Genomic DNA, 19,761 nt, shown 5'->3' on the forward strand with positions numbered 1-19,761 from the left:
TGCTAACTGAGATATGTAAAATTACATATATGTGATGAAAATATGCATCACATATGGAGTTTTTTTATTAAAATTAAGATAAACTGTAACAATTAAATTTAAATATTATTTTTAATAAAGTGAGTCATTTAGAGGAATTTACAAATTTAAATATTAATAGAACAATATTTGAACAAAAAATAAAAAGAATATATTGGTTGGCACAAAATTTGCTAATAGTATTCATAAGATTATTTAAAATAAAATATAAAAATTAGTGAGGAGTTAAACTATGAAAAAAGTATTTGTCACTGAACCTATACATGAAGATGGTATGAAATTACTTCAAAGTGAAGCAGAAGTAATTGTAGGATCAGCAACTGATGAAGCTACAATAATAAAGGAAGCTGCAGGTTGTGAGGGGATTCTTATAAGGTCTGCAAAAATAACTGAAAACATTATTAAAAGTATACCAAGTTTAAAAGTTGTTGGAAAGCATGGTATTGGTGTTGATAATATTGACAGAAAAGTAGCGGCAGAGTGTGGTGTGAAGGTTGTAAATGCTCCAGAATCTAATCCTAATTCAGTAGCAGAGCATGCATTTACGTTTATGTTAGCATTATCTAAAAATCTTTTAGTTATGGACAAGTCTACTAGAGCTGGAGATTGGGCATCAAGAAATAGAATTGTTTTAATGGAGATAAAAGGTAAAACTATTGGTATGATTGGTTTGGGAAAAATTTCTAAACTTGTAATTAAAAAATTACAAGCATTAGATGTGAATATTTTAGGATATGATCCATATGTTAGTGAATCAGTTGCTAATGAGATTGGTGTTACATTGGTAAGTGATATAGATGAAATCTTTAAAAAGTCTGATATGGTAAGTTTACATATTCCTTTAACAGAAGATACAAGAGGAATGATTGGAAAAGAAAAATTAGATATGATGAAAGAAAGTGCATATTTAATTAATGTTTCTAGAGGTGGAATCGTTAATGAGGAAGCTTTATATGAAGCTTTAAAGAACAATTCAATCAAAGGGGCTGCTTTTGATGTATTTGATCAAGAGCCTGCTACTAGTGATAATCCTTTATTCCAATTAGATAACATGATAGTATCTCCGCATAATGCTGCTTTAACAGCTGAGGCATTAATTGCAATGGCAACTCATTCTGCTCAAGGAATTCTAGATGTATTAAATGGTAAAGAGCCAAAGTATGAAGTTAAATATTAAAATAAATATTTAAGATAAAATTTAAAATTAAAGGTAATTTTAGGAGGAAAAATAATGGGAAAGTACACTGAAGTTTTTAGATTTAAAAATGAAAATGGATATGAGAGAGTTATAACTAAAGAGAATTCTGATTGTAAATTTTTAGGGTTAGATAGAATTCTTCTTAATGCAGGTCAAACATTAGAGCATGAAGTTGTTGGCGAAGAAATCGCAATAATTTTACAAGCTGGAGAATATACAGCTGACGTATATTGGAATGGTGAAAAAGTATTAGACGGAGTTACTGGTAAGCGTAAAGATATCTACACTGAGCTTCCAACTACTTTATACCTTCCTCCAAACAGTAAATTAGTAATGACTGCTGGAACTGAATTAGAAGCTAGAGTTTTCACTACTGCATGTGAAGAAGGAAATGCTCCGTTCCAAAGTTTACCAAAAGATGTTGAAGAAGGAGATCCAGGTCACTTTACTTGGAGAAGAAAATACAGATGGATCTTTGGACCATATGGAAAAAACATGGATCACATCACTAAAAAATTATTAGTTGGTGAATCAGTATCAATTCCAGGTGGTTGGATTGGATTCCCTGCTCATAAGCATGACTTAGATGATGCAAAAGAATACCCATTAGATGAAATATTCTCAATGAGAGTTAAAGGACCACATGGTAAATATGCTATCCAACATTCATACGGTTTAGAAGGAGATGAAGGTGGAGCATGGGATGAGTTCAACAAAATCAGCGATGATGAAACTGCAATAGCTTTACCATTTGGATATCATACTTCTATGGCTGTTCCAGGATGTACTGAATACTTATTATGGGGATTAGCTGGAGACGATAAGGTTTATAAATTAAATCATGATGAAAGATTCAAATGGTTAGAAGACGTAGAAACTTTAAGACCATTTAAATAAATTAAATGTAAGAATACAAAAGAAAATCAATTGCTGATTTTCTTTTGTATATTCTTTTATTTTATATAGTATCGTTATTTTCTATGTTAAAAGAATAGCCTATCACTTTTGAAGTATTTTTATGGTTTGTAAATTATTGTTTGCTAATAACAATTGGAGATATAATATTTATTTAGAGATTTTCTTGATGAAAGATAAATGGCTTTTTCCGTTGATTTACAAATCGCTAAAAGAGTTAAAATTCACCATTTTATAAATGAATAAAGAAAGGCTATGTAGAGTTTGTTTTGAAATGATGAAATGTAGGAGAGTAAATTATGGAAAAGTTAACTTCGCGAGAAAGAGTTATAAGAGCTTTAAATCACCAAGAGACAGATAGAGTGCCTATAGATATAGGTGGAATATCTAATCTTACTACAATGCATAAAAATGCTTACAAAAAACTACAAAATTATTTTGGGCGAGAAGGTGAGCTGATAAAGTTATCTTCAACATTATCCCAATCCGTTGAGGTTGATGAATGGGTAAGAAAAAAATTTCATGCTGATTGTTATCCTGTTTATATAACGGGACCAAATGAAAATGAATTAAAGCCGAACAGTGATGAAGACGGTTCTGTATGGTTTATTGATGAGTGGGGTATAAAATGGAAATGTCCTGCAGATGGATTATATTATGAACCGATAGATCCGCCATTAAAAGAGCTTAGTTTGAAAGAACTGCAAAATTATCCTTGGCCAGACCCGGATAGTGATAAGAATATTGAGGGGTTATCGGAAAAAGTTAGAGATATTTATGAGAATACTGAATATGCTATCGTGTGCGGTGGTCCTTTATATGGTGGGGTTTTTGTACCTGCTCAACAAATGATAGGTTATGAAGAATTTTTTGTTAAATTATTAATAGAACCTGAATTTTGTACTTATGTAATGAATAAAATTGTTGATTACCATATTGGACAGTGGGGAAAAATACTCGAACAATGTGGGGAGTGTATTCAAGTTGCTGTGATGGGAGATCATTTAGGAACTCAGTTTGCACCACTTATGAATTTAGATACTTATAGAGAACTTATAAAACCTTTACAAAAGAAAGTTGTTGACTTTATAAAATCTAAAGCGCCACATATAAAAATTGTGTTTCATTGTGATGGAGCTATTAGATCATTCTTACCTGATATGATTGATGTTGGATTTGATGCTTGGAATCCTATTCAAGTTTCGGCTGATGGTATTGATGATACAAAGTGGTTGGCAGAGCAATATGGAGAAAAGATTTGTTTTTGGGGAGGTTCTTGTGATAGTCAAACTATACTTGCCACAGCAACTCCGGAAGAAATAAAAGAAGAGGTTGAGAAAAGAATTAACGATATGGCGCACAGAGGTGGCCTTATAATGTCATCAATTCATAACCTTCAAGAAAATATACCTTTAGAAAACATAATTGCTCTATATGAAGCTTTTTATGAAAAAGGTGTAAAATTTTATGAGCAAAAAAGAAAATAAATGAAACTAAAATAAAAGTGCATTGATCCCAATGCACTTTTTAAGTTAAATCAATATTGAATTTTTTTATCTTTCTAACTATGGTTGATTGATCAACTTGTAGAGCTTCAGCTGCTTTTCTTGTGCTGCCGTATTTCGCCATAGCCTTTTTTATTAATTTCTTTTCAAGTGAGCTTTCTGCTTCTTTTAATGGTATGATTTCCTTTATTTCAACAATAGAATTTGTTTTCTTTGTATTATTTGTCAACTTTGCAGGAAGGTCCTCTTTGGTTATAATTTGATTTTGTGAAAGTATTATAAGACTTTCTGTAATATTTTCGAGTTCCCTTACGTTACCTGGCCAATCGTATTTGCGTAATATTTCGATAACTTCATTTGAAATAGATTTAGTTAAATCGTATTTGTTGTTGAACCTTTGTAGAAAATGATTTACTAAAGGTTCTATGTCTTCTACACGTTCTCTTAAAGGTGGTACGGTTATTGAAACTACGTTTAAGCGATAATATAAATCTTCTCTAAAAGTGTTAGAATCTATCATATCGGTAATCGATTTATTTGTAGCGGCGATTATTCTTACATCAAGTTTAATGGAGTCTGAGCCACCAACACGAACTATTTCTCTTTCTTGAAGAGCGCGTAAAAGTTTAACTTGAAGATTTAATGGAAGCTCTGCTACTTCATCAAGAAATATGGTTCCAGTTTGTGCAATTTCAAATTTCCCCATTTTACCTTTTGGGTTAGCTCCTGTAAATGCTCCTTTTTCATAACCGAATAACTCTGATTCTAAAAGATTCTCAGGAATAGCACCACAATTAATTTTGATAAAAGGATTATTCCTACGGTTGCTGGATTTTACAATTGTTTCTGCGATACCTTCTTTACCAGCACCTGATTCACCGAGAATAAGAACTGTAGAATCAAACTTTGCAACGTGTTGAGCTAATTGGAAGGCTTTTTTCATTTTATCACTATTTATAACGAATTTCTTTTTCATCTTAAATTGAAGTGATCTCAAATGTTCTAATTCGTGATTTTGATGATCTATAAATTTTTCTTTTTCTTCAAGTAATTTCTTTTGTGTAATCAAATCGGTTACGTCTCTTATGTTATTGAAAACATATTTTATTTCACCGTTATTAGAAAAAATAGGATTACCTGTTACAATTACTTGTTTATTTGTTTTGTAATTAGTGCAAAGAACAGTTTCGCGTTTTTTTGAGATTAAAACTTCTAAAGTTACAGAATGTGAAAACCATTGCTCTTTTGCTAAATTTTCAATATTTTTACCTATTACATCATCTTTAGTATAACCAGAGATTTTTTCGTTAGCATAGTTCGTATACAAAACTAATCCTTCTCCGTCGGTAATAAATACACCATCATAAGATGATTCAAAAAATTGAACAATTTCAGCTGGTAAATTAAACTTTAAATTAGTTTTTTCTAAAGAATTCTTCAGAAAAATCACCTCATTTTCTTCTTGTAAATTTTATATTTAACATACCAAATTTCAAAAAAAATTAACAAAATATTATGATTCTAAAGTTTTTAAAAGCATATAATGTATTTTAAATTTGAAAATTATGTCGTTATTTGTGAAATCTCAGTAATTTATATAAAAGCTATTAAACTTTAATATAGCTATATTATGCAATTATATGATTGAAAAGTCAAGTTAATCAAGGCATTATTACAACAGACAAACAAGCAAAGTTTGTCTAAAAAAAGCGAAACATGAAAGAAAACTATACCGAGAAATAGATGGTATAGTTTTACTCTGATTTAGTAAATGTAAAACAATATTAAGTTATTATTTTACATTAGAATATATTAACTTTTCTCCTTGATACATAAAGTTTTCTTTGCAATCTGGTGCGTGTTTTTCCATTTCAGCAGTAAATGATAGTACATCTCCGCCGTGCTCTTTGAATGTCCAAAAGTGACAAGGAATGGCCAGTTTTGCTCCAGTTAGTTTTGCATATTTTGCACCCTCTTCACAATTCAAATTACCGAATTTGCCGTTAATAGATAAAATTACGATGTCAGGTTTAAAATCTATTGCATCTTGAATTTTATCGGGACGATAAGCAGTGTCGCCGGCAATATAAATTTTCACACCATTTACGGTTAATAGGACACCAATTGTATCTGGAGCTAAAGTTCCGTGATCAGCGAAAACAGCTTGTATTGTTATGTTTTTATATGTAATTGGATTTCTTTTTTCTAATAAAACTACTTTTTCTTTTTTTATACCCATTTCTAAAAATAAATCCACACATGTTTTGGGTCCCATAAAGCGAGTTTGATGATTAGAAGATACTATTGGTATTGTATCGTAATCAAAGTGATCAAAATGATTGTGAGTTGTAATATAAATATCAGGTTTTAACTCGCTTGGAGTGATAAGTTTAGGAGAAAGACACTTAAAACCTTTCATTCTTTCACCACAATCTGATAAATATGGATCGATAACTACAGTAGTATCATTGCTATCTTTTAGTAAGAAACCAGCTTGACCCAACCAAAAGATTGCGATTTCGCCATTCTTAACATTAGTAGTTGCTATATCCAATGCTAAATTCATTTAATCATATCCCTTCTATAAATTAGTCTTTAGTCTAAGTTGTTTCTTTTTATTATAAAAGTGGAAAACTTTAATATCAACTAAAAATAAAAAAAAGGTATAAATATTACAAAAATATATAGATAGTAAAAAAATATTAATTCTAGCATTAATAGTATGATATTATTTATATGTGAGAACAATAATAAGGATTTAAACTTCAATCAGTTAAGAATGCAATTTAGTTTATGAAGTTGATGCAAGTGTGCATAAAATTGATGCAAAGAAACATAAAAAAAAGGTGTTCAAATGTTTTTTTTAAGAGAAAATGCTATAAAAAAACAATATTAAAGGTTTGAAGTTTTGGCATAGTAATTGCTTATGTATTTAAGTGATATAATGTTTGAGTGAAAATCAATTGACTCACAACATAGATTTTTAAAATTTTAGGAGGTAACTAAATAATGAAAGTACAAACTGAATTTAAATTAGAAAACAGAGACTCTATATGGTTTCAAGAAAACTCAGCTCCTGTAAACGTAGCATATGCTAAAAATGTGTGTGACGTAGCAATCTTACCAATTGGAGCTATTGAACAACATGGACCACATTGCCCATGTGGATCAGATACTTTTAATGCAATTGGTATTGCTGAAAGAGTAGCTAGAGAATCAGGTGCTATGCTTTTACCTTGCCCAATGTATGGTTCACATCCTCATCATCACTGGGGTATGCAAGGAACAATTCCTCTAAAATATGAGACTCATATAGCTTTACTTGAAGATATTATAAGAGGAGCTGCAGTTGCTGGATATAACAAATTCCTTATTCTTTCTGCTCATGGTCAAGTTTCTTCAATGATCGTTGCTACTCATAAATTAGGAATTGAAGGATTATTCACTATTTCTTCAACTTGGTATGACTTCTTAAGAGATAACAAAACTGTTCTTAAAGATTATATGTGGCATGCAGATGAAGCTGAAACTTCATTAGCATTATGCTTATACCCAGAGTGGGTTAACTTTGATTTAGCAGTTGCAGGTGGCGGTACTCCATTAATAGATGCTAAATGGAAACTTGCTCCAGGTCAAGGAACAGCTCCAGGTACTATGTATCACTTCGAAGGAACTTTCGGATTACCAGAAAAAGATGATTTAGCAACTGGTGTTATCGGAGATCCTACAAATGCTACAGCTGAAAAAGGAGAACTATTAGTTTCTGCTACTGTTGGTCATTACTGTGAATTGATTAAAGAAATTAGAGCAAAATATCCATGTGGAATTAATCCATTAGGATTCAGAAACCCAATGGGTTATGCTGGTTCTGAAAATATCGTATATGACAAAGATCACGATCAAAAAGGTCAGTTATTAAAATAGTATAATAATATACTCAGTATATACCTTAAATATACCTACAATGTCTCTATGTGTTGTGGGTATATTTTTATATAAAGATACAATGCTAACATGAACTTAATGGTTATTAAGTTCATGTTTTTAATTAAAGAAGTAAATGATAAGGTTTAACTTGAAATATTTTGTTGCAAATTCTATTTATAGCAGGAGTATATGCATTGATACATAAAAACGATGTAAACTTACATCGCAAAAGTGTGAAAAATTAAAATAAAAGTAGAGTAGAATGCAAGTAAAACATTGTTAAATATTAAACTATCTTAGTTTGGAAGGATTAAGTCTAGAAAAACAAAAATTGGCACAGTTATTGCTAATATATTTATCGTAAAAAGAAATTAGTATATAGAGGGTTAAGAAGCTAGCTTCGTTCTATATATAAAAATAACAATATATTTATGGAGGAAACAATAATGAAAGCTATGAGATTTTTGGAACCTAATAAGTTCTCTTATGACGAAGTTCCAACACCAGAAATAAAAGATGATGAAATACTTGCAAGAGTTAAAGCAGTGGGTATTTGTGGTTCAGACCTTGAATTACTTGAAGGGGAAATGCCTCACCAAAAGAATGGATTTACTACTTTCCCACTTATTCCAGGACATGAGTGGAGTGGAGAAGTTGTAAAAGTTGGTAAAGATGTAATTGGATTTGAAGTTGGTGACAGAGTAGTAGGGGACGTTAGTCTTGGATGTGGAAAATGTGATTACTGTAGAGAAGGTAAATTCAACTTATGTCCAAACAGAGTAGTAACTGGTTCATACAGAAATAAAGATGGTGCTTATGCAGAATACATAAACATTCCATCTAGACATGCATATAAAATTCCAGAAAACTTAAGTTATGATGAAGCTGCTTTAATAGAGCCAACTGCCACTTCTTACTATGGAGTAAAAAGAGGTAGAGTTACATTTGGAGAAACTGTTTTATGTATTGGTGATGGTCCAATAGGTTTAATGGCAGCTCAATGTAGTAAAGCTGCAGGTGCGTCAAGAGTATTAGTAGTTGGAAGTTGGAATGAAAAACTTGAGATAGCAAAAGAGTTAGGTGCAGATGATGTATTTAACTATCATGATGGAAGTATTTCTGAGTGGGTTAAATCTGTAACTGATGGAAAAGGCGTTGACGTTGTAATCGAAAGTTCAGGTAGTTCATCGACAGTTGATGAGTCTCTTCTTTCATTAAAACCAGGCGGAAGAATAGTATTATTAAGCTTATACTGGAATTATTCTTTTGAAACAAGAATTAATGACATTATCCTTAAGGATTGTGATGTTATTGGTGTATTAGCATCAAGAAATACATTCAGACCTACTTTAGCTATGATGGGTAATGGAACAATTAAAGCTAAACCATTGATAACACACCATCACAAATTAGAAGATTTTGGAGATGCTCTTAAAATCATTAAAGAAAGAAAAGAAATGAGACTTAAAATGCTATTGCATCCATAAGATGTAGATTAGTAAATTTATAATTTAAAAAGATTAAAATCAAAAGTATTGGAGGCATTCTATTATGATGCGTGAAAATAAATTAAAAAAAATGATTAAAAATGGTGAGTGTGCAATTGGTACATTTGCAAAATTAAATGATCCTGCAGCTGTTGAAATTTTAGGATTAGTTGGATTTGATTTCTTCGTATTAGACAATGAACATGTAGGTATGAGTAGAACTCATATGCAAGGTGTAATTAGAGGAGCCGATGCTGCTGGTATAGTACCAATAGTAAGAGTTAGAGAAAATAGAGCTGTTGAAATACTACAAGCACTAGATGCGGGTGCTCTTGGAGTACAAGTACCTAACGTTGATACTTTTGAACAAGCTACAGCTGTAGTAGATAGCACAAAATATGCGCCATTAGGAAAAAGAGGTTTTTCACCAACTACTAGAGCAGCTTCATTTGGATTATTTGATAAAATGGAGTTTATTAAAGAGTCAAATGAAAACACTTTAGTTGTTTCTCATTGTGAAACTGTTGAATGTATGAACAATCTTGATGAAATTCTTAAGATTGAAGAAATAGATGTTATTTTCATAGGACCTATGGATTTATCTCAATCAATGGGACTTATTGGACAAGGAAATCATCCACAAGTACTAGAAGCTGTTGATACTATTATCAAAAAAGTTAAAGCTGCTGGTAAAGCTGTTGGTACTGTCTCATCACCAGCTAATGCTCAAAGTTTTATAGACAGAGGAGTACAATATCTTCTTGTAGGTTCAGATACTGGATTTATTGGTGCAGGAGCAAGAGGAGTACTAAACGCAATTAAAGGTAATAAATAAGTAAAAGAAAGTTTCAATAACTTGTCTTCCATAAGTAAATTAATAATTTGAGTTATTTAATTAAAAATTGGAAGACAAGCTATTTAAAATATAGTAGAACTGATTGAAAAAACAAAAAGAGCTAATACTATATTTATAATACGAAATTTCTTAAAAAAAGGATATAGAATTCAGTAATTAGAGGTAATTTTTTGAAAGATATTTGTAGTAACTTTTTGTAATCATTTACAAAACACACTCAAATTTTATTGCTGAAAAGTAACAGAATTTCACAACAATGGTTAAATTCAAATTTAACATAAAAAACAAGGGGGTTTTTAATCATGAAAAAATCTATCAAATTGTTAGTTACTACTTTACTTGTAGGTGCTATGGCAGTATCTATGACAGCTTGTGGTGGTAGCAAAGGAAACGACAAAGCTAGCGGTGATGGTGAAAAGAAAGCAGAAAAAATTGAAATACGTATCGGTCATGAAAGTAGTACTGATCATCCAGCACACAAAGCATTGTTAGAGTTCGAAAAAGCGGTTGAAGAAAAATCAGAAGGAAGAATTGAAGTAACAATTTTCCCATCATCTCAATTAGGTAAAGCAATGGATATGCTTGAGCAAGTAAGACGTGGAGACATTGAAATGAGTTTAGGTGCAACTACTCTATTCACTTCAACTATTCCAGAATTTGCAGTTTGGGATTCTTTCTATATGTTCGATGATGCAGCTCATGCTCATAGAGTATTAGATGGAAAAGCTGGTAAAGAGTTAATGAAACCATTAGAAGCAATGGGTGCTACTGGTTTAGGATACATGGAAATTGGTTTCAGAAACTTCTCAAACAGTAAAAAACCTATATTAACTGCTGATGATGTTAAAGGTTTAAAAATTAGAGGATATAATCCTATACAAATTAAAGCTTGGGAGTCTGTTGGTGTTTCTTTAACAAACTTATCTTGGGCAGAAGTATTTACTTCATTACAACAAAACTTGATCGATGGTCAAGAATGTGCTACTACAAGTTTTGTTTCAGCAAAATTCTATGAAGCACAAAAATACTGGTCTTTAACTAGACACATCTACACTAACTACTTATGGTATGGAAATACAAAGTTCATGGATAGTTTATCTGCTGAAGATAGAGCACTTGTAGAAGGTGAAGCAAAAGTTGCTATTGATTTAGAAAGAGAAATAATGGCTAAGCAAGAAGAAGATACTTTAGCTAAACTTCCTGAATTTGGTGTTGAAATCAACGAAGTTCCTGTTGAAGAAAGACAAAAAATGGGTAAAGCTATGAATGAAGCAGTAAAAGAAGAAATCGTTGGAAAATGTGGTCAAGAAACATTTGACATGGTAATGAGTGAAATAGAAGCCGAAAGACAATAATAGCAATATTAAAGTAGAGATAGAGTAATAAATAATTAAATCGGTAACATCTAAAATTTACTTTTAGATGTTGCCATTTAAGTATTTTGCTTATCTAACTTAGAAAAAAACAAGGGGTTGACATTGGGATGAAGAAAGTATTTTCTTGGCTTGATATAAATTTTGAACCAATTATGATGGCTACATTATTTTATATCATGACAATTTTAATTACTTTACAGGTAATATTAAGATTTGGATTTAGTGCTGGATTTTCATGGGCAGAAGAAGTTTCTAGATTTATGTTTGTTTGGTTAATGTATTTTAGTATTTCTTATACTACAAGAAATCATAGACATATAAAAGTTACATTTATAGTAGGCAAATTTCAAGAAAAAGTTCAAAAAATCATAATGATCATAGTAGATTTCTTGTTCTTGGCATTTACGGGAATAATATTTATATCTGCGGTAAAAATTTGTCAATCAGTTGTTGAATTTAATGATAGAGCAACAACTTTAGATATTTCAATGAACTTTATGTATGGTGCAGCGGCAGTAGGTTTTGTTTTAATGATAGTTCGACTTATTCAAGGAATAGTGTGGAAAATCAAAAACTTTTCTGAATCACTAGAACGCTTTGAAAATCATACTGGAGTCTATACTGGAGCAAATGATATATGCTTTGCGATAAAAGACTCCGGAAATAAAGAGGAGGACTAAATTATGACTATTGCATTACTATTTGGAAGTTTCGTATTATTTTTATTATTATCAGTACCTATAGCTGTATCTTTAGGGTTAGCATCTATAGTTACAATCTACGGTGTAAATCCAATAAGTGTGGAAGCTTTTACACAAACAATGATACAAGGACTTAACTCTTTCCCATTAATGGCTGTACCTCTATTTGCTTTTGCAGGAGACATTATGGGTAGAGGTGGAATTTCTAAGAGATTAATTGATGTATCAGGAGTATTTTTTGGTCGTATGACTGGTGGCTTAGGAGTAGTTTCTATAGTAACATGTTTATTCTTTGCAGCTATTTCAGGAACAGGCTCTGCTACAGTTGCAGCTATCGGTGTTGTTATGATACCTGCTATGGTGAAAAAAGGTTATGACAAGCCATTTGCTGGTGCACTATGTGCAACGGCTGGAACAGTTGGAACTCTTATTCCGCCAAGTATTTGTATGGTTGTTTATGCTATTGCAGCTAATGTATCTGTTACAGGTATGTTTACAGCAGGAATTGGTCCAGGATTATTAGTTGGTTTAGGTTTGATAACTTATACAGTAATTATGTCAGTTAAAAATGGTTGGAAAGGTGATGACCATAAATATACTGCAAAAGAAGTTGTAGCAATTTTTAGGGATGCAATACCAGCACTTATGGTTCCAGTTATTATATTAGGTGGTATTTATGGAGGAGTATTTACTCCAACTGAAGCCGCAGCAGTTGCTTGTGTTTATGGTATTATAGTTAGCGTATTTATATACAAAGAAGTTAAATTTAAGGATTTACCGTTTATAGGTTTTAACTCTTGTTTATTATGTGCAGCAGTTATAGTTATTATAGGAATATCTTCTGGTTTTGGACGTATTCTTACAATAACGCAAGTTCCTGTTCAAATTGCAAATGCAATATTGGCAGTAACTTCAAATAAAATAATAGTATTACTTTTAATAAATGCATTACTACTTGTAGTTGGTACTTTTATGGAAACAAATGCAGCAATTATTATTTTGGTACCAATTTTATTGCCAATAGTTGTGGCATTGGGCGTAAATCCAGTACACTTTGGTCTTATAATGGTTCTAAACTTGGCCATAGGATTTATTACTCCGCCTTTAGGAGCAAATTTGTTTATGGCGTGCCAAATTAGTGGTATAAAATTTGATGTACTTGCTAAAGCAATATTACCGTGGATTGCAGTTATGATAATAGTGCTACTAATGGTTACTTATATACCAGCTATATCATTAACACTTCCAAAATTACTTGGTATTCCAGTTTAATTAAAATTCTAAAATTTATGCAAGTCCAAATAGTATTGAAAAATACTGTTTTGGACTTGTATAATTAAATTTAAGTATGTATAACTATAAAATTGAAAGTTATCAGTGATTAATTTTCCATTGAGTTGAATTCATGATTTTAGATTTTCTAAATAGAATTATCCAATGCTGTACACTGTTAATTCATAGATGTTTTGGTATTAAAGATTATAAAAATTCAACTATTGTTGTTATTACTGATGTTATTACTGAAAAATAATCAACAATATCATGACAAAAAATATATAATTTATAAAGTTTATATATAGATAAATCGTATACTTTATAATAAAAAACTATAAGAATGCTAGTATTAGCAAATTAGAAAGAGGATGGTACATTTATGTCAACTTTAAGAGAAAGAAATTTTAGACGTTTAAAACAAAGTATCGCCGGAGAAAAATCCGACGGACATGCAGTATTTAACTTTTACACATTCCCGTTCTTCCAAGCAGTTACAGGAGTTAATTTAGATGATTATTTCCATAATCCAGAAGTGACACTTCAATGCCAAATTGAAGCATTAGAAAAAGTGGATGGAATCGGAAATGTACTTCCAGATATGGGTTCTGTTGCAGAAGCCAGTGGACTTGGTGGAATAGTTCAATTTGATGACAATGGATTTATATCAGTTCATCCTAATCCTCGTATAGCAGAGGCAGAAGAGGTAGAAGAATTAGATTGGTTAGAACCTGGAGATCCATATGGAGATAACTATATGAAGCAAGCTCTTGAAACGCTACAATATATGGTGGATAACTGCCCGGAAGGATACAGAGTTAATCCACATCCTATAATGGGACCTTTCACAACAGGTGCAAATCTTAGAGGAATTAGTGATTTCTGTGCAGATGTACTTGTAGAGCCAGAAATAGTTAATAAAATATTAGATGCAGTTGTAGAAACTACAATAAGATTTATTAGAGCTCAAGAAAAGATACTAGGTTCTTTACATCACATATTAATAGCAGATGACCTTTCTGCATTCCTTAGTGAACCTACTTATAGAGAGTTCATTTTACCTAGATATGAACAAATATTTAAAGAATTTCCTAACACTCAATGGTGGTTACACAATGATTCAACAGCTCGTCACGTAGCAGGTGCTATAGCTGATGCTGGATTTGCTGCTTGGCAATATTTACCAGAGATACAACCACAAGATGCTTTGGAATTGACTGGGAATAAAGTAACGCTTTTAGGTGGATTAAGTCCACTTGAATTACAAGATATTACTCCAGAAGAAACTTATGAAAGATGTACTGAGGTACTTAAGTCATTTGGTGGAAACAACAAATGCGTACTAGCTGCCGGTGGTTCAATAAACCAAGTACCTATTCCAAACTTAAAAGCTATGTTTAAAGCAGCTGATGATTACAAAATCAAATAGTTTATAAAAGTTTAATTGAATTAAAGCTCTCCGAAATGGAGGGCTTTTTTGTTTAAAGACTTTTTATACTTAACAAAATCATTTTCAGTGCTATTTTTCTAACTTTGAATTCTCCTTATATTTTTAATTTATCTTGCTTTTGTTGTTTAGCCATTCTATAATATATTTAGAAAAAGTAGTGATGAAAATTGAAAATAATATTCATATATTGTTTAAGCATAGGTGGAAGGTTAAAATATGGATAAAGTTAATAAGGAACAAGTATTAATAAATAAAAGAACCACTTCAGTTGATGTAGCAAAGGCAGCAGGTGTATCACAGTCAACAGTATCAAGGGCATTTTATAAAGACAGTAATTTAAAAGAAGAAACACGGAAGAAAGTTTTAGAAGTAGCTAAAGAATTGGGTTACAAACCAAATGCTATTGCGAGAAGCTTGATATCAAATAAAACAAATATAATAGGCATAGTTATGGGTGATGTTGAGAGTCCTTTTTATGCATATATATTGACGAGTATTACGCAGAGATTGCGAGAAATTGGTAAGCAGATATTGGTGTTTAATGTAAAACATAATGAAGAAGTTGACAGCGTTTTATCTAGTGTTCTTCAGTATCAAGTTGATGGTATAATAATAACTCATGCATCTATTTCTACGGAATTAGCTACTGAATGTACGAAAAATAATATACCAGTTGTTTTATTTAATAGGCTTGTTCCAGGGGCGAGAGTAAGTGCGGTATGTTGTGATAATGTGACAGCTGTAAGAGATGTAGTAAATTATCTTGTTCAAGACAAGGGATTTAAAAATATTGCATATATTACAGGGACAGAAAATAGTTCTACAAATTTAGATAGAAAAAAAGGATTCATTGATAGGTTGAAGGAATTAGGGATCCAGAATTATATTATTGAATTTGGAGACTACACTTATGAAAGTGGAAAAGAAGCGATAAAAAGTATATTAGAAAAAGGCGATATTCCGGATGCTATTTTTTGTGCAAATGATTTAATGGCTTTAGGAGTTATGGACTATCTAAGATTTAATGAAGGTGTAAAAATACCAGAATATGTTTCAATTGTTGGATTTGATGATATTTATATGGCGGCTTGGCCATCATATTCTTTAACTACGATACGTCAACCAATAGAGAAAATGGTGGATGCATTGATTCAATTATTAGAAAATAAACTATCAGATTCAAATTTAGAATCAGTTACTAAGCTTTTTCAAGGTGAACTTGTTATACGTAATTCTAGTGAGAAGAAATAGAGTATAAATGCATTTAAAATTATGAGTGAAATGATAAGGGAAAGAGGTGTTTTAAATAATGTTAAAATTATTTTGAGACACCTCTTTAATGGTATATCTATTAAAAATTACATCTTTAGGAAAATAATTTTTAATCCAAATATTCAGAAAATTAAACTACAATAGCTATTGACATTACTATATTATTGAACTATAATAAAAACAAGAAATTTATGAATACGTATGCAATAGTATTTGACTTTAATTTGTTTATGAGATGTTTATAAAATTAATTCAGAATACAGATGAGATGGATACGTATACATAAACTGTTAATTTTAGAAGAAACGGAATAATATAATTATGTATCATTGACTAAGGGTATATTATATAAAACATGCATACGTATGCAAGAAAACTTAATGTTTTAGTAGAATTAAAAATAATCATTATTTTAAACTACTAGTATATATTATATCTATAAAGATGAGTATTCCAGCCTTTAAACATATTTTTTTACATTTATATGAATACGTATGCAAGGGGATGGGTATTATAGATAAAATAAAAAAAGAAAACGAAATTATTAACACTAAAATAACTATGAAAAAAATAAATGCACTAGACGTTGCAAAAATAGCTGGTGTATCGCAATCTACAGTATCAAGAGTGTTTAGCTCAACATCAAAAGTTTCACCAGAAACGCGAGAGAAAATTTTGAAAGTTGCAAAGGAAATTGGGTACAAGCCAAATGCCATCGCTAGAAGTTTAATTTCTAGCAAAACTAATATTATTGGAATTGTTATGGCTAATTCAAGTAGTCCCTTTTATTCAAATATATTAAAAAACTTTACAAATAAGCTCCAACAAATGGGCAAGCAAGTACTTTTATTTAATATAAGCATAAATAATGGAATAGATGATATTCTCACTAGCTTATATCAATATAGAGTTGATGGATTGATTGTTACTTCAGCTTCTGTAACTTCTGACGTAGTTGATGAATGTCTTCAAAATGAGATACCTATTGTTTTATTTAATAGATATGTTCCAGGAGCATTTGCTTCAGCTGTTTGTTGTGACAATGTAGAGGCGGGAAGAGAAATTGCAAATTATTTATTAGATAATGGTCGCAAAAAATTCGCTTATATTTCAGGAAATGGGAATGCATCTACAAATATTGATAGACTTAAAGGCTTTAAAGATCGCCTCAATGAAAGAGGAATTAATAATTTGATTTTAGAGTATGGTGATTATTCATATAAAGCAGGAAGAGAAGCTGCAATGAGACTTATGAAATCAGAAACAATACCAGATTGTATATTTTGTGCAAATGACAATATGGCAATAGGAGCAATGGACATGATTAGGTATGAATTAGATTACAATGTACCTCATGATGTTGCAATAGTTGGTTTTGATGATATTCCTGCTGCTGAATATCCAAGTTATAAGTTAACAACTTATCGTCAACCTATTGAAAAAATGGTAAATGCAACTGTAGAATTACTGGAAAAGAGGTTAGAAAACATATATGTAGAACCAACTTTAAAATTAATACATGGTAAGTTGATAGAAAGAAAATCAGTCTAAAAAATGAAATTTATTTTAAAATATATTCAAGAATAAATATAAAGAGGGAGTGAATTTTATGTCAGAAAACACTGTAACAATGAGACCAGAGGTTTTAGAAACTTTTATAACAGAATTATTTATGAAAGCAGATATGAGTGAAGAAGATGCAAAATTTCATGCACAAGCATTAGTTAAGACAAATTTAATGGGTGTAGATTCACATGGAGTAATTAGAGTACCTGCTTATTTTGAAAGACTCTATAAAAAAGCTGTTAATCCAAAACCTGATATTAAAGCAAGAAAAGGAAGTTTAGGTTTAGAAGTGTTAGATGGTGATGATGGTGCAGGTTTCATCGTAGCAAGAGATGCAATGAAAAGAGCTATTGAACTAGCCAAAACTCATAATATAGGAGCTGTTGGAGCTATTAGAAGTAACCATTTTGGTGCAGCTTCATTATATACAAGAATGGCTGCTGAAGAAGGCATGATAGGTATAGCTATGACAAATGTAATACCCTTAATAGTTGCTCCAGGTGCTAGTAAACCAGTTATTGGTAACAACCCATACTCAATTGCAATTCCTAGTTATGGAGACTTTCCATTCTGTCTAGATCTTTCACACTCTGTTGTTGCTGGTGGAAAGCTAACTCTTGCAATAAAGAAAGGTGAAAAAATTCCAACGGATTGGGCTACTGATAAAGATGGTAGACCAACAGATGATCCTAAAAAAGCTTTTGAAGGATTTTTACTTCCAATGGGAGGATATAAAGGTTTAGGACTTGCTTATGCAGTAGATATTTTATCTGGATTAATAACAGGCGGAACATTTGGACATGAATTAAAGAGTATGTATGCTGCCCCAGATGATCCAAGTTTAACAGGTCACTTTATGATAGCAATAAATGTTGAAGCTATTATGGGAAAAGAAGAATTGAAAGAAAGAATGAATGAATACTATAAAAACTTAAAGAGTACTCCAATGTGGAAAGAAGGCATGGAAATGTATCTTCCAGGAGAAATTGAATATTTAAAAACTGTAGAAAGAATGGAAAAAGGTATTCCAGTACCAATGAAAACATATGAAGAGTTAAAAGAATTAGCTAAGAGAATGAATGTAAAAAGTCCTTTGACTTTAATATAATAAAAAAATTTCAGGAGGTAGTTAAATAATGAAAGTACAAACTAATTTCAAGTTAGAAAACAGAGATTCAATATGGTTTCATCAGAATTCAGCACCAGTGAATGTAGCTTATGCTAAAAATGTATGTGACGTAGCGATTTTACCAATCGGAGCTATTGAGCAACACGGACCACATTGCCCATGTGGGTCAGATACTTTCAATGCAATAGGTATTGCAGAAAGAGTAGCAAAAGAATCAGGTGCAATGCTTTTGCCTTGCCCAATGTACGGTTCACATCCTCATCATCACTGGGGTATGCAAGGAACAATTCCTCTAAAATATGAAACTCATATAGCATTACTTGAAGATATCATTAGAGGTGCAGCTGTAGCAGGATATAATAAGTTCCTTATTATTTCAGCTCATGGTCAAGTTTCTTCAATGATTGTTGCTACACATAAATTGGGAATTGAAGGATTATTCACTATTTCTTCAACTTGGTATGATTTCTTAAGAGATGACAAAACAGTTCTTAAAGATTATATGTGGCATGCAGATGAAGCAGAAACTTCATTAGCATTATGCTTATACCCTGAGTGGGTTAACATGGATTTAGCAGTTGCAGGTGGGGGTACTCCATTAATCGATGCTAAATGGAAACTTGCTCCAGGACAAGGAACAACTCCAGGTACTATGTATCACTTTGAAGGAACTTTCGGTTTACCAGAGAAAGATGATTTGGAAACTGGTGTTATCGGAGATCCTACAAATGCTTCAGCTGACAAAGGAGAATTATTAGTTTCTGCTACTGTTGGTCATTACTGTGAATTAATTAAAGAAATTAGAGCAAAGTACCCATGTGGAATTAATCCATTAGGATTCAGAAACCCAATGGGCTATGCTGGTAGTGAGAATATCGTATATGATAAAGATCATGATGATAAAGGACAATTATTAAAATAAATTTGTTTTAGGATGGAATAACTATAAATTGCGAACAAGTTCGCAATTTATAGTGACAAGTTACAAGTGATAAGTGACGAGTTGTGGATACCTTTCGTAAACGAAAGCTTTTAATTAAACAAAAGATCTTTATTCCATCATCGAAG

General features: G+C 31.3%; 17 protein-coding genes. 15 read left to right on the forward strand and 2 right to left on the reverse strand.

Translation table 11 applies throughout. The features are described from left to right. Nucleotides 1-271: 271 nt before the first annotated feature. The 3 genes from ACQ3F0_RS19320 to ACQ3F0_RS19330 all read left to right on the forward strand — a co-directional run bounded on the left by ACQ3F0_RS19320 (nt 272) and on the right by ACQ3F0_RS19330 (nt 3,639). Nucleotides 272-1,216, forward strand: coding sequence for a hydroxyacid dehydrogenase (locus ACQ3F0_RS19320; protein ID WP_428867254.1), 945 nt, complete (start codon nt 272-274; stop codon nt 1,214-1,216). A gap of 54 nt (nt 1,217-1,270) precedes the next feature. Next, entirely contained in the window at nt 1,271-2,134 is an 864-nt protein-coding gene (locus tag ACQ3F0_RS19325) for a 5-deoxy-glucuronate isomerase (protein ID WP_428867255.1), read from the forward strand. A 317-nt stretch (nt 2,135-2,451) separates the two neighbouring features. Next, a complete protein-coding gene (locus ACQ3F0_RS19330; protein ID WP_428867256.1) occupies nt 2,452-3,639 on the forward strand; it encodes a uroporphyrinogen decarboxylase family protein in 1,188 nt (395 codons plus the stop codon). 40 nt (nt 3,640-3,679) lie between these two features. On the opposite strand, the gene ACQ3F0_RS19335 is transcribed toward ACQ3F0_RS19330, so the two are convergent. Both ACQ3F0_RS19335 and ACQ3F0_RS19340 read right to left on the reverse strand, forming a co-directional pair. Next, nucleotides 3,680-5,107 (reverse strand): sigma-54 interaction domain-containing protein, encoded by a 1,428-nt coding sequence (locus tag ACQ3F0_RS19335; RefSeq protein WP_428867258.1) that lies wholly within the window; start codon nt 5,105-5,107, stop codon nt 3,680-3,682. A gap of 342 nt (nt 5,108-5,449) precedes the next feature. Continuing rightward, nucleotides 5,450-6,223 (reverse strand): MBL fold metallo-hydrolase, encoded by a 774-nt coding sequence (locus tag ACQ3F0_RS19340; RefSeq protein ID WP_428867260.1) that lies wholly within the window; start codon nt 6,221-6,223, stop codon nt 5,450-5,452. A 443-nt stretch (nt 6,224-6,666) separates the two neighbouring features. Between ACQ3F0_RS19340 and ACQ3F0_RS19345 the strand changes: the two genes are divergently transcribed. The 12 genes from ACQ3F0_RS19345 (at nt 6,667) to ACQ3F0_RS19400 (ending at nt 19,615) form a co-directional block, all read left to right on the forward strand. Beyond that, nucleotides 6,667-7,581, forward strand: coding sequence for a creatininase family protein (locus ACQ3F0_RS19345; protein WP_428867262.1), 915 nt, complete (start codon nt 6,667-6,669; stop codon nt 7,579-7,581). A 449-nt stretch (nt 7,582-8,030) separates the two neighbouring features. Beyond that, the gene (locus ACQ3F0_RS19350; protein WP_428867264.1) at nt 8,031-9,071 is read left to right on the forward strand and encodes a zinc-dependent alcohol dehydrogenase; all 1,041 of its coding nucleotides are present in this window, start codon (nt 8,031-8,033) and stop codon (nt 9,069-9,071) included. A gap of 64 nt (nt 9,072-9,135) precedes the next feature. Then, the gene (locus ACQ3F0_RS19355; protein WP_428867266.1) at nt 9,136-9,906 is read left to right on the forward strand and encodes an HpcH/HpaI aldolase family protein; all 771 of its coding nucleotides are present in this window, start codon (nt 9,136-9,138) and stop codon (nt 9,904-9,906) included. Nucleotides 9,907-10,229: 323 nt separating this feature from the next. Next, nucleotides 10,230-11,282 (forward strand): DctP family TRAP transporter solute-binding subunit, encoded by a 1,053-nt coding sequence (locus ACQ3F0_RS19360; RefSeq protein ID WP_428867267.1) that lies wholly within the window; start codon nt 10,230-10,232, stop codon nt 11,280-11,282. Nucleotides 11,283-11,410: 128 nt separating this feature from the next. Continuing rightward, nucleotides 11,411-11,983, forward strand: a complete 573-nt coding sequence (locus ACQ3F0_RS19365; RefSeq protein WP_428867268.1) for a TRAP transporter small permease — start codon at nt 11,411-11,413, stop codon at nt 11,981-11,983. 3 nt (nt 11,984-11,986) lie between these two features. Continuing rightward, a complete protein-coding gene (locus ACQ3F0_RS19370) occupies nt 11,987-13,276 on the forward strand; it encodes a TRAP transporter large permease (protein WP_428867270.1) in 1,290 nt (429 codons plus the stop codon). Between the two features lie 133 nt (nt 13,277-13,409). Then, nucleotides 13,410-13,535 carry a hypothetical protein gene (locus ACQ3F0_RS19375; protein ID WP_428867272.1) on the forward strand — a complete coding sequence of 42 codons (126 nt, stop codon included), beginning with the start codon at nt 13,410-13,412 and terminating at the stop codon, nt 13,533-13,535. A 123-nt stretch (nt 13,536-13,658) separates the two neighbouring features. Beyond that, nucleotides 13,659-14,705, forward strand: a complete 1,047-nt coding sequence (locus tag ACQ3F0_RS19380; RefSeq protein ID WP_428867273.1) for a uroporphyrinogen decarboxylase family protein — start codon at nt 13,659-13,661, stop codon at nt 14,703-14,705. Nucleotides 14,706-14,942: 237 nt separating this feature from the next. After that, nucleotides 14,943-15,977, forward strand: a complete 1,035-nt coding sequence (locus ACQ3F0_RS19385) for a LacI family DNA-binding transcriptional regulator (RefSeq protein WP_428867275.1) — start codon at nt 14,943-14,945, stop codon at nt 15,975-15,977. Nucleotides 15,978-16,502: 525 nt separating this feature from the next. Further along, nucleotides 16,503-17,549, forward strand: a complete 1,047-nt coding sequence (locus ACQ3F0_RS19390) for a LacI family DNA-binding transcriptional regulator (protein WP_428867277.1) — start codon at nt 16,503-16,505, stop codon at nt 17,547-17,549. A 58-nt stretch (nt 17,550-17,607) separates the two neighbouring features. Further along, a complete protein-coding gene (locus ACQ3F0_RS19395; RefSeq protein WP_428867278.1) occupies nt 17,608-18,672 on the forward strand; it encodes an Ldh family oxidoreductase in 1,065 nt (354 codons plus the stop codon). A gap of 28 nt (nt 18,673-18,700) precedes the next feature. Continuing rightward, nucleotides 18,701-19,615, forward strand: coding sequence for a creatininase family protein (locus tag ACQ3F0_RS19400; protein WP_428867280.1), 915 nt, complete (start codon nt 18,701-18,703; stop codon nt 19,613-19,615). Nucleotides 19,616-19,761 lie beyond the last annotated feature (146 nt).

Origin of the sequence: Clostridium sediminicola (assembly GCF_050402865.1) — a bacterium.
GTDB lineage: Bacteria > Bacillota > Clostridia > Clostridiales > Clostridiaceae > Clostridium_AF > Clostridium_AF sediminicola.

Excerpts from the sequence above, each read along its gene's own strand:
- ACQ3F0_RS19370 (WP_428867270.1), top strand. The coding sequence starts at position 11,987 with ATGACTATTGCATTACTATTTGGAAGTTTCGTATTATTTTTATTATTA.
- ACQ3F0_RS19355 (WP_428867266.1), top strand. The coding sequence starts at position 9,136 with ATGATGCGTGAAAATAAATTAAAAAAAATGATTAAAAATGGTGAGTGT.
- ACQ3F0_RS19375 (WP_428867272.1), top strand. The coding sequence starts at position 13,410 with ATGATTTTAGATTTTCTAAATAGAATTATCCAATGCTGTACACTGTTA.
- ACQ3F0_RS19385 (WP_428867275.1), top strand. The coding sequence starts at position 14,943 with ATGGATAAAGTTAATAAGGAACAAGTATTAATAAATAAAAGAACCACT.
- ACQ3F0_RS19360 (WP_428867267.1), top strand. The coding sequence starts at position 10,230 with ATGAAAAAATCTATCAAATTGTTAGTTACTACTTTACTTGTAGGTGCT.
- ACQ3F0_RS19395 (WP_428867278.1), top strand. The coding sequence starts at position 17,608 with ATGTCAGAAAACACTGTAACAATGAGACCAGAGGTTTTAGAAACTTTT.
- ACQ3F0_RS19350 (WP_428867264.1), top strand. The coding sequence starts at position 8,031 with ATGAAAGCTATGAGATTTTTGGAACCTAATAAGTTCTCTTATGACGAA.
- ACQ3F0_RS19345 (WP_428867262.1), top strand. The coding sequence starts at position 6,667 with ATGAAAGTACAAACTGAATTTAAATTAGAAAACAGAGACTCTATATGG.
- ACQ3F0_RS19365 (WP_428867268.1), top strand. The coding sequence starts at position 11,411 with ATGAAGAAAGTATTTTCTTGGCTTGATATAAATTTTGAACCAATTATG.
- ACQ3F0_RS19320 (WP_428867254.1), top strand. The coding sequence starts at position 272 with ATGAAAAAAGTATTTGTCACTGAACCTATACATGAAGATGGTATGAAA.
- ACQ3F0_RS19325 (WP_428867255.1), top strand. The coding sequence starts at position 1,271 with ATGGGAAAGTACACTGAAGTTTTTAGATTTAAAAATGAAAATGGATAT.
- ACQ3F0_RS19390 (WP_428867277.1), top strand. The coding sequence starts at position 16,503 with ATGGGTATTATAGATAAAATAAAAAAAGAAAACGAAATTATTAACACT.
- ACQ3F0_RS19340 (WP_428867260.1), bottom strand. The coding sequence starts at position 6,223 with ATGAATTTAGCATTGGATATAGCAACTACTAATGTTAAGAATGGCGAA.
- ACQ3F0_RS19380 (WP_428867273.1), top strand. The coding sequence starts at position 13,659 with ATGTCAACTTTAAGAGAAAGAAATTTTAGACGTTTAAAACAAAGTATC.
- ACQ3F0_RS19330 (WP_428867256.1), top strand. The coding sequence starts at position 2,452 with ATGGAAAAGTTAACTTCGCGAGAAAGAGTTATAAGAGCTTTAAATCAC.
- ACQ3F0_RS19400 (WP_428867280.1), top strand. The coding sequence starts at position 18,701 with ATGAAAGTACAAACTAATTTCAAGTTAGAAAACAGAGATTCAATATGG.